The 15395-nt window shown below is 59.0% G+C and carries 14 protein-coding genes; 8 read left to right on the top strand and 6 right to left on the bottom strand.

Features of this window, described 5'->3' with window-relative positions; genetic code table 11:
- Positions 1-210: 210 nt before the first annotated feature.
- The 4 genes from ACSFDB_RS19100 to ACSFDB_RS19085 all read right to left on the bottom strand — a co-directional run bounded on the left by ACSFDB_RS19100 (position 211) and on the right by ACSFDB_RS19085 (position 2682).
- Positions 211-708, bottom strand: a complete 498-nt coding sequence (locus ACSFDB_RS19100) for a twin-arginine translocation signal domain-containing protein (protein WP_440772492.1) — start codon at positions 706-708, stop codon at positions 211-213.
- A 369-nt stretch (positions 709-1077) separates the two neighbouring features.
- Positions 1078-2088: a DUF7972 family membrane protein gene (locus tag ACSFDB_RS19095; protein WP_440772491.1), complete on the bottom strand. Its 1011-nt coding sequence runs from the start codon at positions 2086-2088 to the stop codon at positions 1078-1080.
- Positions 2081-2284: a Sp36 family protein gene (gene sp36, locus ACSFDB_RS19090; protein ID WP_440772490.1), complete on the bottom strand. Its 204-nt coding sequence runs from the start codon at positions 2282-2284 to the stop codon at positions 2081-2083. The genes ACSFDB_RS19095 and sp36 overlap by 8 nt, the downstream gene beginning before the upstream one ends.
- A 131-nt stretch (positions 2285-2415) precedes the next feature.
- Positions 2416-2682: a DUF7553 family protein gene (locus tag ACSFDB_RS19085; RefSeq protein ID WP_090312055.1), complete on the bottom strand. Its 267-nt coding sequence runs from the start codon at positions 2680-2682 to the stop codon at positions 2416-2418.
- 124 nt (positions 2683-2806) lie between these two features.
- Here ACSFDB_RS19085 and uvrB point away from each other — a divergent pair, with 124 nt between their 5' ends.
- From uvrB to ACSFDB_RS19050, 7 genes are all read left to right on the top strand, one after another.
- Positions 2807-4861 carry an excinuclease ABC subunit UvrB gene (uvrB, locus tag ACSFDB_RS19080; protein WP_440772489.1) on the top strand — a complete coding sequence of 685 codons (2055 nt, stop codon included), beginning with the start codon at positions 2807-2809 and terminating at the stop codon, positions 4859-4861.
- A 223-nt stretch (positions 4862-5084) separates the two neighbouring features.
- Positions 5085-9482: a VWA domain-containing protein gene (locus tag ACSFDB_RS19075; RefSeq protein ID WP_440772488.1), complete on the top strand. Its 4398-nt coding sequence runs from the start codon at positions 5085-5087 to the stop codon at positions 9480-9482.
- Complete coding sequence (locus ACSFDB_RS19070) at positions 9479-9928, top strand: hypothetical protein (RefSeq protein ID WP_440772487.1); 450 nt, start codon at positions 9479-9481, stop codon at positions 9926-9928. Before ACSFDB_RS19075 ends, ACSFDB_RS19070 begins: the two co-directional genes overlap by 4 nt.
- Before the next feature lie 329 nt (positions 9929-10257).
- The gene (locus tag ACSFDB_RS19065) at positions 10258-10983 is read left to right on the top strand and encodes a hypothetical protein (RefSeq protein ID WP_440772486.1); all 726 of its coding nucleotides are present in this window, start codon (positions 10258-10260) and stop codon (positions 10981-10983) included.
- The gene (locus tag ACSFDB_RS19060) at positions 10980-11495 is read left to right on the top strand and encodes a hypothetical protein (RefSeq protein ID WP_440772485.1); all 516 of its coding nucleotides are present in this window, start codon (positions 10980-10982) and stop codon (positions 11493-11495) included. Before ACSFDB_RS19065 ends, ACSFDB_RS19060 begins: the two co-directional genes overlap by 4 nt.
- Before the next feature lie 333 nt (positions 11496-11828).
- Complete coding sequence (locus tag ACSFDB_RS19055; RefSeq protein WP_440772484.1) at positions 11829-12302, top strand: hypothetical protein; 474 nt, start codon at positions 11829-11831, stop codon at positions 12300-12302.
- Between the two features lie 134 nt (positions 12303-12436).
- On the top strand, positions 12437-13633 hold the full coding sequence (locus tag ACSFDB_RS19050) for an outer membrane protein assembly factor BamB family protein (RefSeq protein ID WP_440772483.1): 1197 nt from the start codon (positions 12437-12439) through the stop codon (positions 13631-13633).
- Between the two features lie 104 nt (positions 13634-13737).
- On the opposite strand, the gene ACSFDB_RS19045 is transcribed toward ACSFDB_RS19050, so the two are convergent.
- Positions 13738-14214, bottom strand: coding sequence for a GNAT family N-acetyltransferase (locus ACSFDB_RS19045; protein ID WP_440772482.1), 477 nt, complete (start codon positions 14212-14214; stop codon positions 13738-13740).
- Positions 14215-14291: 77 nt separating this feature from the next.
- Entirely contained in the window at positions 14292-14588 is a 297-nt protein-coding gene (locus tag ACSFDB_RS19040; protein WP_090312036.1) for an SUI1 family translation initiation factor, read from the bottom strand.
- Between the two features lie 133 nt (positions 14589-14721).
- On the opposite strand from ACSFDB_RS19040, the gene ACSFDB_RS19035 reads away from it, so the two are divergent.
- Positions 14722-15378, top strand: a complete 657-nt coding sequence (locus ACSFDB_RS19035) for a bacterio-opsin activator domain-containing protein (protein ID WP_440772481.1) — start codon at positions 14722-14724, stop codon at positions 15376-15378.
- The last annotated feature ends 17 nt before the right edge of the window (positions 15379-15395 follow it).

Here is a 15395-nt window from a genome sequence, read left to right as displayed (position 1 = left end):
CGCGAGAGCACTGCTGGCCCGACGCTTCCCCGCCAAGTGACGATCGTGCGAGTATCCCACACATCCACGCGACGGCTTGTACGGGTCCGTCGGCTTCCGATCGCCGAGGAGACGGTCGGCTGCGGACTGGACCACGTTCTGGCCGGGCGAGATTCGAACAGTTCCGAGAACAGGTGGACAAACCGAGGTCTTACGCTCCCGCTGTCCGACTCAGTCGCAGTGGTCGAAGTCCGAGCCGTCGGCGGGGAACGCGTACCAGTCGCCGTCGATCTCCATCGCACCGGCGTACAATGACTCGGTGGTTTCCTCGTCGTCGGTCTCGATCGTCGCCTCGTATCGCAGTTCCTTTGCGTCGCCGATCTCGCCGGAGAACTCGTCGTCCTCGTTCGCTTCCTCGAGTTCGTCCTCGTCGATCGACTCGGAACACTCACACGAGATGGCGGTGAGTTCCCCGGGTTCGCCCATCGAGTACAGCATCTCGTACATGTCGGCGATCTCGTCTCGGTCAACCTCATCCGAGTACTCGTAGGGATAGTACTCGGCGGCCTCGTCATACTCGCCCTCGAAGAGTGCGACGATCAGTCCTTCGCCGGCGTCACACGCCGAGTCCCCGCCGAGAAGGCTTCCAGTGCATCCTGCTACGCTGACTGCGACGCCGGAAGCCGCCGTGGCCTCCAGAAGTCGTCGTCGCGAAATAGGCTCTGACATACGCTCGTGCGTTATCCCAGTGTTATCAAGTGTGTTATGATATCATATGTTATTACTTTCTTCGATCAATGAATAAGCTGTGGACGTTGTATCGATAGTTCAGGATCGGATCGACGGGAATAGATCTGCGCACCATTTTCTATAAATGTGAGATGAGCGAGAGCGCCGGCGACATCCGAGCGTGCGCGTATTGGGGGAGCGGGCGCTGGCGCTTGGACGGGACGGAGTCGACCAGTTCGAAGACTACGGCTTCGAGACGCTACTCGGCGCGGCGGATGCCATGTCGGTACCAGCGAGCGCTCGCTGCGCAAACGATAATCAGCGGACGAAAAACACGTCCAGCAGGCGGAAAACGACCACCGACCCGGATCAGCGCTGGGAGCTTCTGAGGATCAGCGGCCCGATCGCGAGCGTCCGCTTCGCGGCGGTCGCGATCCGCAACACGTACGCGGTGAGGAGGAAAAACGGGACGAGCGTGATCGTAAAGCCGACCGCGACGATCCACAGCACGTTCTCGACGCCGGCGGTCGTGCCGGGGGCCGTCGACGCGTCGACGAACGTAAACACGCCTCCGGCGACCAACAGTGCCGGAATCGCCACGTACAGGATGAGTCTCGAGAGATCGATCAGCTCCCACTGGAAGTACAGCGTCTTGACGTGCTCGCGGGCCGGTCCGAACATGACGAGCGCCGTTCGGAGTTCGTCGATGGCGTCCCGATGGTCGTCGTTTAGCGCGTCTTCGTAGTCGTCCTCTAAGCGCTCGAGCTGAAAGATCTTCCAGGAGTAGTTGTAGTCGAGGGCCGCGTTCAGCACCTCGAAGGTGCCGAACTGCGCGCCGTCGAGCTTTTCGCGAACGGTGTCGGCGTTGCCGGTGAGGCTCTCGGTGAACTCCTCGACCTCGTCGGCCAACTCTCGATCATCGACGCCATCGACCGACGCCTGAAACTGCTCCGCTCGCGAGTCGGTAGCGTTGATGAGATTTCGTAACAGCGACGACGGATCCGCCGGCGACGGCTTCCCGACAAGATCAGTGACGTGATCCCGGAAATCCATCGTCTCACTCATTCGGCGGTGTTGCTCCCCGAGCGGGCCGTTTTCCTCGGAGATGATGAGCTGACTGATCGTGACGACCAGCGTGACGCCGGTGATGAGCGCCCCGATCATCGCCGAGAACAGCGTCTCGATCACGCCGCGCTCCTCGAGCAGCACCGAGAGCGGGGGCTCGAGCTGCGAGCCGACGCCGACGAAGAGGGCGAAAAAGACGACCGAGAGCACGACGGTCACGACCGTTCGGTTCGCACCGAGCAGCAACCAGAGCTTGAGCCGACTCTCGTCGGCCCGTTCGCGCATGGTGTCCTGCGTGCTGACCTCGTCACTCATCGGTAGCGCTCCCGGGTCGCTTGAAAACGAGGTACTTCGTCCCGCCGCCGGTGTACTCGATGGTCGACGCCAGTTCCCAGCCGTCGGCGCCCAACTCGTTCAACTCCTTCGAGGGGTCGACGGCTTCCTCCATCGTCGGCCCGCGCGGCGGTTCGATGACCGTGTACTCCCACGATGAACCGGCTGCGTGACTCATGGACGGATCCTCTACGGAGCGATGCAAAAGGGTCGTGCGGTGATACGCCGGGCCGAGGGGGGGCTTGGCGCCTCGAGTCGTCCGGTATCGAAAGCGCTCGAGTCGGCTGTCGGCGGGTCGTCGACGGCCGATCAGGCCTGATCGATCGTCTCGCGGTAGTCCTCGGTCGTCTCGATGGCCGACTCGACCTTGTCCTTGGTGTTCCCATCAGCCTGCTGGCTGACCTGTCGGAGCGTGTTGAGTCGCTCGTCGAGGATCGCGTGGTCGGGTGCCGTATCGCTCATCGTGTAGTCGGCGAAGGCCTCGGCCGTTTCGCGAATGTCGTCACGGACGTCGTCGTCTGCGGATTTAGCTGCTTCCTCGAGATCGTCGCGCGCCTGCTGGAGTTGTTCTGTCATACGTCCGGCCACCACGAGACGACGCATAACGATTGGGCGAGCATTGGCCACGTGCGGGTTTCGCGAAGACGGATCGTGATCCACATGCGAGCGCGTAAAGTGCTTCGAACCCCTGACTCCGACAATGAGTGAGACTCGAGGCCCTCTCCAGCCGGACCGTCCCGACGTCGACAGACCGTTCGAGGTCGACGCGCCCTTCGACCCCGCGGGCGACCAGCCCGAGGCGATCGAGCAGTTAGCCGCGGGCTTCAAGTCGGGGATGGACAAACAGACCCTGCTCGGGGTGACCGGATCGGGGAAGACCAACACCGTCTCCTGGGTGATGGAAGAAGTCCAGAAGCCGACGCTCGTCATCGCCCACAACAAGACACTGGCGGCCCAGCTGTACGAGGAGTTTCGAAATCTCTTCCCGGAGAACGCCGTCGAGTACTTCGTCTCCTACTACGACTACTACCAGCCCGAGGCCTACGTCGAGCAGAGCGATACCTACATCGACAAGGACGCCTCGATCAACGACGAGATCGACCGCCTGCGCCACTCCGCGACCCGATCGCTGCTGACGCGCGAGGACGTGATCGTCGTCGCCTCGGTCTCCGCGATCTACGGCCTCGGTGACCCGCGGAACTACATCGACATGTCCCTCCGTCTGGAAGTCGGCGAGGAGGTCGGCCGCGACGAGTTGCTCAAACGGCTGGTCGACCTGAACTACGAGCGCAACGACGTCGACTTCACGCAGGGCACCTTCCGCGTTCGCGGCGACACCGTCGAGATCTACCCGATGTACGGCCGCTACGCCGTCCGCGTCGAGCTGTGGGGCGACGAGATCGACCGCATGGTCAAGGTCGACCCGCTCGAGGGGAAGACCCAGGGCGACCAGCAGGCCGTGCTGATCCACCCCGCCGAGCACTACTCCATTCCGGAGACGAAACTCGAGAACGCGATGGACGAAATTCGGGACGACCTCGACCGACGGATTTCGTACTTCGAGCGCGCGGGCGACATGATCTCGGCGCAGCGCATCGACGAGCGGACGACGTTCGACCTCGAGATGATGCAGGAGACGGGGTACTGTTCGGGGATCGAGAACTACTCGCTGTACCTCTCGGATCGGGAGTCGGGCGAGGCGCCCTACACTTTGCTCGACTACTTCCCGGATGACTTCCTGACCGTGGTCGACGAGTCCCACGTGACCCTGCCGCAGGTCCGCGGCCAGTACGCCGGCGACAAGTCCCGAAAGGACTCGCTGGTCGAGAACGGCTTTCGGCTCCCCACGGCGTACGACAATCGCCCCCTCACGTTCGAGGAGTTCCAGGAGAAGACCGACCAGACGCTGTACGTCTCGGCGACGCCGGGCGACTACGAACAGGAGCAGTCCGAGCAGATCGTCGAACAGATCGTTCGGCCCACCCATCTCGTCGACCCCGCAATCGAAGTCGCGGACGCCAGCGGCCAGGTCGACGATCTCATGGACCGCATCGACGACCGTATCGAACGCGACGAGCGCACCCTCGTGACGACGCTGACGAAGCGGATGGCCGAGGACCTCACCGAGTATCTCGAGGAGTCCGGCGTTGACGTCGCGTACATGCACGACGAGACGGACACGTTGGAGCGCCACGAGATCATCCGCTCGCTCCGACTCGGCGAGATCGACGTGCTCGTGGGGATCAATCTCCTGCGGGAGGGGCTGGACATCCCCGAAGTCTCGCTCGTCGCGATTCTCGACGCCGACCAGGAGGGATTCCTCCGGAGCGAAACCACGCTCGTCCAGACGATGGGTCGTGCGGCCCGGAACGTCAACGGCGAGGTCGTCCTCTACGCCGACGAGCCCTCGAACGCGATGGAGTCCGCCATCGAGGAGACCCAGCGTCGCCGAGAGATTCAACAGGCGCACAACGAAGAACACGGCCTCGAGCCGACGACCATCGAAAAGGACGTCAGCGAGACCAACTTACCGGGGAGCAAAACGGACACCTCGAGCGTCTCCGGCAAGGACCTCGCGGACGAAACCGAGGCCGCCCGCTACATCGAGGAACTCGAGGACCGGATGGAGGAGGCCGCGGGCAACCTCGAGTTCGAACTGGCGGCCGATATTCGGGACCGGATTCGGGAGGTTCGCGAGGAGTTCGAACTCGAGGGCGGCGACGAGGGAATCGCGCCGCCGTCCGAAGAGTTCTGAGTGGGGCGGTCTGAGACGGTCTCGAGTCCGGGACGAGTACGAGCGGAACGGTCCCGGTTCTAGCTCATTGTAACAATCTGAAAATTCCTGGTGTGGATTGTTTATATTTTTAACTATCTTCCCGAAGTGCATTTATAATATACCACCCATATTAGACTGATAATAAAATAGTATTTTTATCCTTTATATAAATAATTAAATACTGTCCATTATATCTCGGGGTATGTGGGACACTAGACAGGAATGGGTTGCAATATTCTTCGCCGTCCTCATGGCGACCTCGATGATCGCCATGCCAGCACTCGCGACTGGGCCGAGTGCGACCACGGTGAACGACCGATCGACCGGATTACTCGGGCAGGCTGACGGCCCACCCGGTCACGGTGACGGACCACCGGGACAGAACGGCGGTGGTCCACCCGGTCACGGTGATGGACCGCCCGGACACGATCGCGGCGACGCGAACGTGACGGTGCCGGAACTCGAGGCGAACACGTCGATCGAGGCGGTAGTAAACGCAACCGAACGGCTCGGGGACCTCGATCTCGAGGACGAGGCTGCGTCGACGGCCGCAAACGAGACCGTCGCCGCGATCAACGCCTCGTTGCAGGAGTATCGGCAGTTCGAGTACGCCGACTCACGGGAATCGTTCGAGCAGTTCGCCGAGGCCCAGCGATCGCTCGCAGACCTTGCAGACGCCGTCGACGAGGACGACGAAGCGATCGTCGACGAGATCAGCCGCGAACTGTACACGGCGAGCGATCGGAACGCACGTCTCACTGTCGTCGACGCTCAGGTCGTCGTCGCCGCAACCGACGACGAGTTCCGCAATCCCGGTCAGCGACAGTCGGCCGAGAGCGAGGTCGGGAATGCGATTGACGCACTCGAGCGAGCCGACGACACCGTCGGAACGGACGCTGAGCCGGCCGATCGCGCGGAAGCGCTGACCCACCTCGAGAACGCCTGGAAACACGGCGAGCGGGCGCTCGATCGAGTCGAGGAAAACACCGAACCGACTCTCTCGGTTTCGCAGGAACGGGCCTTCGAGCGCGACGGCACGATCCTCGTTCCGCTCAGGGCGACCCTCGACGACGTCCGTCCGTACGCCTACGACGAGGCCGCGGTCACGATCGACGGTAACGGCGAGGCCGACGACCTCTCGCTGATCGCTGGCGAGTCGGCCGGTGCGACCGCGAGCGGAGTGACGCTCGTCGACATCGGTGCCGATCCCGCGAACGTGAACGCCACGGTGACCGCAACGTCGACGCACGACGCCGATCGAACGGTCGAGGCAACGGCGGAGATTCGGGTCGACGAAGACGCCGTCATCTGGGATCGACCCGACCCCGACGAGTTCCAGGAGGTCGAGGTCTCGAACGAATCCGCCGGCGTCGCCGTCGAGGTGGCCGGTGACGGCCTTCACGAGACCGACATCTCGGTGACCGACGAGACGCCGGCAACCGACGACGCGTACCGCGCCGGACCGATAGTTCGCATCGAGAGCCAGCAGGAGTTCGACGAGGCGACCGTCGAAATTCCGATCGACGAAGCCGACCTCGAGCGGGACGGGAACCTCTCGGTCATGACGTGGGACCCTCGCAGTGAGGAGCCCTGGACGGCCGTAGAGACCGAAATCGATCGTGACGCCGGCGTCGCGACCGCCGATGTCGATCACTTCTCCTTTTTCTCGGTATTCTGGATCGACGACTGGGAGGACGAGACGAGCGATACGATCACGCTCGACGGAAACGAAACCGACGGTGACATCGGTAACGGAGGCAGTATCGAGAAAGCGGACTTCGCGTTCGTGATCGATGTCAGCGGTTCGATGAGCGGCGACCGGATCCACTACGCCCGGGAAGCCGCCCAGCGGTTCGTCGGCGCGTTCGAGGACGACGAACGCGGCGCGCTCGTGGAATTCGAGTCCTCGTCCAGGCTGGTCGAGGGACTGACCACCGATCACGACGAACTGAACAGCAGCATCGAGTCACTCTCCGTCGGCGGCGGGACCAACACCGGTGCCGGCTTGCAAGACGGGATCGACGAACTCGAGGCCAACGGCTGGGAGAACCGCTCGAAGACGATCATCCTGCTCGCTGATGGCGGGACAAACCGCGGCTCCGATCCGGTCGGTATCGCGAGCGAGGCCGCCGAAAAGGACATCGACATCAGTACGATCGGACTCGGGAGCGGTATCGACGAGAACGAACTCCGCGCGATCGCCGGCGAGGCGAACGGTGACTTCTATCACGTCGAACACTCCGAGGACCTGCCGGACACCTTCGACCGCGTCGCCGAGAACGAGACCGGCGTCGGCCTGACTGACACGAACGGCGACGGAATCCCCGATCTCGTCGCCGAGATGGACCTCTCGATGCCGACCGGCGAACCCGGCGTCGTCGGCGAACCGCTCGACCTCGATCCGATCGCTCTCGATACCAGCGGTGACGGCATTCGGGACAACGAGACGGTCGACATCAACTACCGCGTTCACGAGGAAAACAACGAAACGAAACTGACTGCACAGGTCACCTACGCCGAGTCACATCCGGCACGGATCGATACGACCGGTGACGGGTTGACGGACAAACAGCAGGTCGAAGGCTGGGAGATTGAGGTCATCGAGGATCCCACCGATGCCCAGAAGCTGATGGAGACGCCCGCTTCCGAAGACGACCGTGAGACATCCTCGTACTTCGAACCGCGGACCGTTTCTGCGAATCCGTTGGTGTCCGATACCAGCGGTAATGGACTGAGCGACGCTGAAGAACTCGCCCTCGGGACCGACCCCGAACAGGTAACGACGATCGCCGATGGCATCTCCGACACCGAGGCACTCGATCGTCCACACGAGGACCCGACGGTGTTCTCCACGGATCCGCCGGACGTGTCTTTGCTCGACTCGGACCGTAGCTGGACGAAAGGGGATATCAGTGTGGACAGCGACGGCGAATTCGATATCGGATTCAAGGATCCCCGTGATTGGGAGACGCCGGTCGATGTTGATCGACCCGGCTATCTCTACGAGTTCGACATCCTCGTCGTCGACTCGCTTGGGATCGATCGTGTCGAACTCCGACAATCCGGAGTCACCGAGTTCTCGGAAACCTACCCGTCAGTGTCGCAGGTTCGAGAAGAGAACATTTCGTTCTACGGCGAAGGCGAACGGATTCTCACGGAGTTCCGTGGAGCCGAGACGGACGTGACGGCCGAAGACGAGGTCGGCAACAGCGGCGGTGAGATCATTAGCTCCGAGCGATCGATGGCCGGACGGCTCGCTACACAGGCGCCGCTGGCCAGTCAGCGCGATCTGGGGCGATTGTCGGGGCTCACCCACGGTGGGGCGGAGCTTCCCGATTTCGTTCGCCTCCTCGTCGGTGATCACGAACAACTGGGCGAGGCGATCGCTGAGTTCTCCGAGGAGTACATGGCAGCACAAGAGGATCCCGAACTCGGATCCGAAAACGAGTTCTGGATCGACGTCGCCCGCAGCATGGGTGCGGGCATCCACCAGACCCAGGCTCGGGACAATCCCGAAGCACAGCCGACCGACACGGCCACTGACGACATCGAATACTGTATCGACCAGTATGTCGACGGCTCGGTAGCCTCTGAGTACTGCCAGTTCGCGGCCGGCTGGTACGAGGGATACTCGCTGTTCATTGTCGTCGAGACGGTAGCCGGCTCCAAGGGAGCGCTGCGGGGGGCCTCCAGTGCCGACGATGTGCGGCGGGTACTCGACGACGCTGGTGACAACTTCGACGCCGCACAGGGACTTCGCCGGATCGATGGCCCGGAGACGAAAACGGGCCAGATTACCTACCGAATCGTCACTGACGGAGGAAACCCGAATATCGATGCGCCAGCCGTCACGCGACAACTTCGAGAAGAGCATGGGATCGAAACTGCTGGTGGAATACAGCAGGCGCTTGGTGAACTAGAAGAACTGCGTCACGTCGACGAGCTCTCAGCGAGTGAGCAGGCGACGCTGGGCGCACGGCTCTCGAAGAGTTCGGATCCGAGCGCAGCACGGACGTTCGTCGACGAACTCGACGATGTGGAGGATCTGCGATTCCTGCTGGACCAAGATCAAGCCACGACGAACCGAATGATAGACATATATAAAAACCGTGATCTAACTACTGGCCAATATCGTCATATTGATTCTGAACTATCACCCGAGGATCTAATAACAATATCACAGCGAAACGGAGATATCCAGCAAATTCAAGCTGCTATTCGTCCTAATAATCCAACTACCGTCAATGGAAATGCTGTTGATCGTGTGTGGTTAGAGAAAGGAGATCTCAGCGACGCAACAAAGCGAAGCGACGAGTGGATACGTGATGAAGGTGGAGCGGGCTGGGAGCATATTCGACACAACCATATGATGGCAGATGGAGGTGCACAAAACGACTTCCTACGGTATGGAAGCCAGTACTCTGATCCACAAAATGTAAAAGAGTTAATTATGACTGCCGTAAAGAATGGCCAACCTGTCACAGATGATGGGGCCCTCTTCTTTGTGCACCAAGTCCCAGGATCGGATGGCAGACATGTATCCGTTCTTGTCGGTGATAATGGTTTTATTGTCACTGTAATTCCGAGTGATATACGATGAAAGCAACACTAGTTGATATACAACCAGTCTCGACGTATCAGGGAAAAGTGTATACACAGGATATCTTCCTAAAGGTAGCATCCGGTACGGAGCTACGTGTATCTGACGCGAATATGTATTGTGATGATTCACTCATAGATAGGAAAGTTGATGTGAAATTAAAAGCCAGTGATGTTGAAAAAGTGAATGAAATTAACTATGAGGAATATAGACTCACACCTCATGGAAAAACGTGTGGTATTACTATACTACGAGGTAAGATATCCAATATATATGAAAACACAGCCAAAAAATACGTTATCGGTATTGACGTTGGGTGTGGGCTGATTTGTTGTCATATATTTAAGAACGATGCGCCAAACTTCTCCCCAGAAGCAAATAGCTGGGTTGAATTAAAAAAAATAATGAATGTGTATTTGAAAGACGTAGAGGTTCTGGAGAAGTAAAGATCAAAGCGCTATCATTCAGGATACCAAAGAGGCTGATGAGCAATTACTCAGTCCAATCCGGCCGACTGCTGCACAATCTCGAGTCACGAAGATACTCAATCGGAACGAGATTGATAGGAATGAATTCAGGTCGCGATCGGCCACTACAAGGGGTATGGTAGCCACCTCGTTCTCGATACCGTTTTCGGAACGAAAGGCACTGTCAAGTGGGTCTCGACTGCGAGCAATATCATAACGGCCGTTCGTAAGGCCGGCGACGATATCGATTTCGACCGTGCAGTGCGCGATGGGAGGACGACCAGGACCAAGCAGGTCAATCGCACGTGGTGGCAGATGGCGGACGGCACGTCGACGATCTCTCGGCGAGTGAGCAGGCAACCCTGGGCGCACGGATCTCAAAGAGTCAGGACTCGAGTGCAACGCGGACGTTCGTCGACGAACTCGATACCGTGGATAACGTGCGTCGGTTGCTCGATCAGGATCAGGCGTCAGTAAACCGGCTCGTCGACTGGCATGCGAATCCGGGTTCGTATCGGAATATCGATCCGGATCTCGAGGCGAGCGACTTTGTACATGTCGCTCGGAACGGAGACGTGTCTGAGACACGGTTAATGGCCAGAGGGCCAGATGAGAGTGGCTCGTTTCAGGTCCGATGGCTCGAAAATGGAGATCTTGATCGAGGATGGACACATATCGAAGCAAGGCATATTAGAGGAACGCAGAAGATCGACGAGAAAGACGCAACTAGTATTTTCCCAACTGGAAAAGAAGTGAAAGGAGAGAGAATGCCGAATACAATCTCACAAAATGAGGTCATAGATATGACGTACGACGCGATCAAAAGGGGTACACCAACCCAGCAGGGACAAAAGACAAGATATTATTTCGAACCGGTAGACGCGGGCTATCCAAATAGTGGAATTGACGACATGCAGGTCTTAGTGCTGTCAGATGGAACTATTGAGACTGCTTATCCGAACTCTGGAAGTGCGGTAAAGAGATGGGTACCCGACCTAAATGATGGACAAGGAGGGTTTGTCGATACAACATGACTTCCCCTAACCAACATACTAACGTGAAAATAAACTTTCACTACGATAAACAATACCGAGAACATGTTTCCGAGGGTAGTCCCGACCGTTGGATAGATATGTCATTGTCAGCTGCTGGTGAAGACATCTATGGTGGGTCACGTGGTGTTGTGACGGGTTCTGCCTGTGTTATCGTGCTTGATTTGTTGGATTCCATAGAAGCAATTCGTTCTAATGATAGAGGAATCATTACTTTTGACGATGGACCTTCGTGGTTATCGATCGCTAAGTACGATGAGAGCACTGTTGAAATCGCAGCCTGCCACACACTGAAAGGTGCAAAGAATCCAAAGAATCGATTAGACATTTCTCGGACTACAGTAGTGACACAACAGGCTTGGGAAGAAGCAGTCCTTGAGTTCTCTCGAAAATTCTCAGATAAAGTCACAGATATTAACCCCAGTCTCAGCAATCACGAGACAATCGAACAAATACGCGAGAAAGTGAATACCCTAATTCGGAGTGGTGAATAAGTCATATTGACATCCTCCATACGACTGAAGTCGTGGGCTTTCTCCTCGATGTTTTGGTAACTTCGGGTGGAGACATATTGAACAACGCCATATCCAGGGCGTGGGAAAAGATGCGGTCTCTGAAGATGGGATAACAAGCTTCTGTCCTTTAGGTTAAAAATAGAGGGTGAAGAACTAACAAATAAAATGACTCCAAACGAAATTGATGATCTAATGTACGATGCTATTAAAACGGTGATCCCTCAGGTAGTAGTGCTATCGGGAAAACAGAATATATGCTTACGCCGATCCCTCGAGAAGGAATTGAACGGATGCGTGTTGGCGTGAAACAGGATGGATCGATACCCCAAAGAACATCGATATATGATATCCGGAATGATAGAAGAGATACACCCGAACGCCCAATATCAGGGGACAGTGTACACGCAAACCGTAGTCGTCAAATTCAACGATACCACTATGGAACTGTTTGACGGGACAGCAACTGTGGCGACCGAGGAGCACATCGGCGAATCGGTAGCGTTGCAAATCACGGCCCAACCCGTCGCTCTTGACCGAAGCCCGCGTGCACAAGCAGGAATTACACCACGAGACGACGGGTACAACATTACTGGTATCGTCAGGAAGGTCGATACCGCTGCCAGAGATCCGCAGTCGTCGTTCTGCCTAGATACTGGTATCGGGACAGTTATAGTAGCAGTGAATTCAGTGGTAGCTGAACGTCTCGAAGAGATCGAGCCAGGGACAACGGTAACCGTCACGGCCTCTCGACTCGATTTAACTGACGTAGAGACAGTCCCCGGGTAGCCTGATAACGATTAGGAGCGCAACCAACGAGAGAGCGCCTGGAGTTCTGAGCGCGGAACCGAGCGATCGTCGCGTCCCGTCAGTTGTCGATCACATTCACCGTACTTATTATTCATTGCTGAGCTGTAGGGATCATGAAACACTCGAGGCGTCGAGTTCTCCTGACGGGCGCTACGGCGACGGTAAGCGCCGGCGCCGGCTGTACGAGCCTACTGGACGGCGAGAACGGGGGAACGGAAGACGATGGAAACGGTGGCGACGGTGACGAGGACGAACCGAGCGCCGGTGAGGACGATCCGGAAATCGCGGCCGACGACTGGCCGTCCTTCCAGCGAACGCCGGCGAACGACGGCTACACTCCGTCGACGGCCCCGACAGCGGAGCCGTCCGAACGGTGGTCGACGACGCTTGCGGGGAGCATCGACGGTCAGGTCGCGGTCGTCGACGGCACCGTCTACGCCGCGACTGACGCCGGAACCGTCCACGCGCTCGATACGGCCGACGGCGACGAACGGTGGACCGAGTCGCTCGAGGGCGGCCGGTCGCAGTGTCCGTGCGTCGTCGACGGCCTGGTCGTCGTCGGCACCGACGAGGGCCACCTCATCGCGCTGGACGCAGCCGAGGGCGAGCGGGAGTGGACGACCGAGCTAGCGGGTCCGGTCGCGGGACCGACTGCAGCCGATGGAATCGTCTACGTCGGCACGAGCGACGAGCCGACCGCGTACGCCATCGACGCGGCCGACGGCGACGAACTGTGGTCGACAGAGTTGTCCGTAGACGCCGTCGACTATCCCGCAGTTACCGGCGACGGCGTCTACGCAGGTGCCGAAGACGCGTGGGACGGCAGGGTACACGCGCTTGATCCGATCGACGGCGCCGAACGCTGGGTCCACGAGGGAACCCGGATGCAGTCTCCGACCGGAGCCGGGGATCACGTTCTGGCGCCAGCGACCACGATCGAGATCCTTCCACCCGACGACGACTCGCATCGGCAGGTCGGCGTCACGGGGCAGGTCCTCTCCTCGCCCGCGGCGACGCCGGAGTCGATCGTCTACGGGACGGACGGCGGCCGCATCGGAACCATCGGTCACGACGAGTTCGAAGCGGGCTGGAATGTCTCGGTCGGACGCTACTCGATCACCGGGCTGGCGGTCACCGACGACGCCGTCTACGCGACGATGATCGGGCCGGAACTACTCGCGCTCGACCTCGAGAGCGGCGATCGACTGTGGTCGCAAGCGCTCGAGAGCGGCGTCGCGACCGGACCGACGGTCGCCGATGGCGCGGTTTTCGTCGGCACGGACGACGGCCGCCTCGTCGCGTTCGACTGACGATAATTCGGCGAGTTGGCTGACGAAGAAAGAGACCCATTCAGCGACCGGCGACGAGTCCGTTTTGAGCTAACTGCCGAGAGCTGACGGCAGCGTTGCCGAGCCTACAGTTCCAGCGTGTACACCGCTTCGTCGTACCGCTCGCCCTCGATCGTGACCTCGCCGGTGTCGGTCCGTTCGAATCCGAGTCCCTCGTAGAACCGTCGGCTGGCGTCGTTGAACGCGAAGTCGAACGAGCGGACGCGGTCGACGTCGTACATCTCGAGTCGCTCGATCAAAAACTCGTGCAGGTCGGTCCCGATACCCGTACCCTGCGCGTCGGGTGCAACGTACATTCGGAGGATATCGGCTGTGTCGCCCTGGGCGACGGCGTGCGTGAAGCCGATAATCTCGTCGTCGCGCTCGACGACGAGGACGACCGTCCCGGGGGCCTTGAGAGGCATCGAATCGTCGGTGTACCAGTCGTCGACGGTTCGATCGATCAGGTCGGAGTCGAGTTCGTCGTAGGTATCGTGCCACGATTCCCGCGCGACAGCTTTGATTTCCTCGAAATCCTCGGGATCCGCTGGACGGATGTTCATGCTATTACGTGACAGGGCTGGCATAAAGTGACTTCGACTACGCATGGGACGACGGTTCGTGAGCCGTCGGTTTCGACTCACTCCCGAACGTCGTAGCCTCGCTCGCGGAGTAGATCGGGAACGCGGTCGCGGTGGTCGCCCTGCAGTTCGATTCGTCCGTCGTCGACCGTCCCGCCCGTTCCCATCGAACTCTTGAGATCCGAGGCGATCGATTTGATCTCGTCCGACTCGAGATCGAACCCCTCGACGATCGTCACCGGTTTGTCGTACCGGCGGCTTTCCGTCCGAATCGAGAGCATCTGCTGGGAGGTCTCGAGGTCGCCCTGACTGTCGAGTTCGTCGAGCAGGTCGTCGAGATCGTCGTCGTTTGCCATAGAATACCATAAGACGCTGCGGGGGATAGCCCTGTCCCTGCCGTCGCAACGGATGGCGTAAGAACGTGTACGGAGTCTCCGGTCGGCACATGGAGGACTAGTGACTCAAGAACGCTCGCCGAGAACCATGACTATGGCAATCGAGGCATCGTTTACCATCGATCAGCCCGAATTCCCGTTGAACGCCGTCTTCGAAGCGTTACCCGACGCCACCATCGAACTAGATCGAGTCGTCCCGACAAGCGATGCCGTTATCCCCTACTTCTGGATCCACGCGGAAAACGTCGCCGAACTCACGACCGATCTGAGCGGTGATAAGGGGGTCGATAATGTGAAAGTGATAGACGAGTTGTCGGATCAAATGCTCGTCCGAATTGACTGGAATCTCGAACACGAGAGCGTGCTAACCGCGATCGTCAACACCGACGTTACCCTCCTTTCTGGAATCGGAGACGACAAGAAGTGGACGTTCGAGGTGAGAAGTGGCACCCAGAAACAAATTTCCGAATTTCAGTCGTACTGCCACGATAACGGCATTCCCATCCAGCTCACCCAACTGCACGCGCTCTCGGCGCTCAGGTCGGATCGGGAGTACGATCTGACCGACGGTCAACGGACGGCGCTGATTCTAGCGTACTCCCGCGGTTACTTCGACTCACCGCGAAACGCCACGCAAGACACTATCGCCGACGAACTCGAGATCAGTCGACAGGCGGTTTCGTCACGGCTACAGCGCGGTCTTCGGCGCCTCGTCGCGAGCACGTTGATAACGTCTCAAGCGGACCAATAAAAAGAACGTATAAAAAC

It is taken from the genome of Natronorubrum amylolyticum (genome assembly GCF_052040145.1).
Classification (GTDB): Archaea; Halobacteriota; Halobacteria; order Halobacteriales; family Natrialbaceae; genus Natronorubrum.
Note: the sequence above shows the minus strand (reverse complement) of the source record. Positions and strands in the feature narration are given on the sequence as shown.

Excerpts from the sequence above, each read along its gene's own strand:
- ACSFDB_RS19100 (WP_440772492.1), bottom strand. The coding sequence starts at position 708 with ATGTCAGAGCCTATTTCGCGACGACGACTTCTGGAGGCCACGGCGGCT.
- ACSFDB_RS19095 (WP_440772491.1), bottom strand. The coding sequence starts at position 2,088 with ATGAGTGACGAGGTCAGCACGCAGGACACCATGCGCGAACGGGCCGAC.
- sp36 (WP_440772490.1), bottom strand. The coding sequence starts at position 2,284 with ATGAGTCACGCAGCCGGTTCATCGTGGGAGTACACGGTCATCGAACCG.
- ACSFDB_RS19085 (WP_090312055.1), bottom strand. The coding sequence starts at position 2,682 with ATGACAGAACAACTCCAGCAGGCGCGCGACGATCTCGAGGAAGCAGCT.
- uvrB (WP_440772489.1), top strand. The coding sequence starts at position 2,807 with ATGAGTGAGACTCGAGGCCCTCTCCAGCCGGACCGTCCCGACGTCGAC.
- ACSFDB_RS19075 (WP_440772488.1), top strand. The coding sequence starts at position 5,085 with ATGTGGGACACTAGACAGGAATGGGTTGCAATATTCTTCGCCGTCCTC.
- ACSFDB_RS19070 (WP_440772487.1), top strand. The coding sequence starts at position 9,479 with ATGAAAGCAACACTAGTTGATATACAACCAGTCTCGACGTATCAGGGA.
- ACSFDB_RS19060 (WP_440772485.1), top strand. The coding sequence starts at position 10,980 with ATGACTTCCCCTAACCAACATACTAACGTGAAAATAAACTTTCACTAC.
- ACSFDB_RS19055 (WP_440772484.1), top strand. The coding sequence starts at position 11,829 with ATGGATCGATACCCCAAAGAACATCGATATATGATATCCGGAATGATA.
- ACSFDB_RS19050 (WP_440772483.1), top strand. The coding sequence starts at position 12,437 with ATGAAACACTCGAGGCGTCGAGTTCTCCTGACGGGCGCTACGGCGACG.
- ACSFDB_RS19045 (WP_440772482.1), bottom strand. The coding sequence starts at position 14,214 with ATGAACATCCGTCCAGCGGATCCCGAGGATTTCGAGGAAATCAAAGCT.
- ACSFDB_RS19040 (WP_090312036.1), bottom strand. The coding sequence starts at position 14,588 with ATGGCAAACGACGACGATCTCGACGACCTGCTCGACGAACTCGACAGT.
- ACSFDB_RS19035 (WP_440772481.1), top strand. The coding sequence starts at position 14,722 with ATGGCAATCGAGGCATCGTTTACCATCGATCAGCCCGAATTCCCGTTG.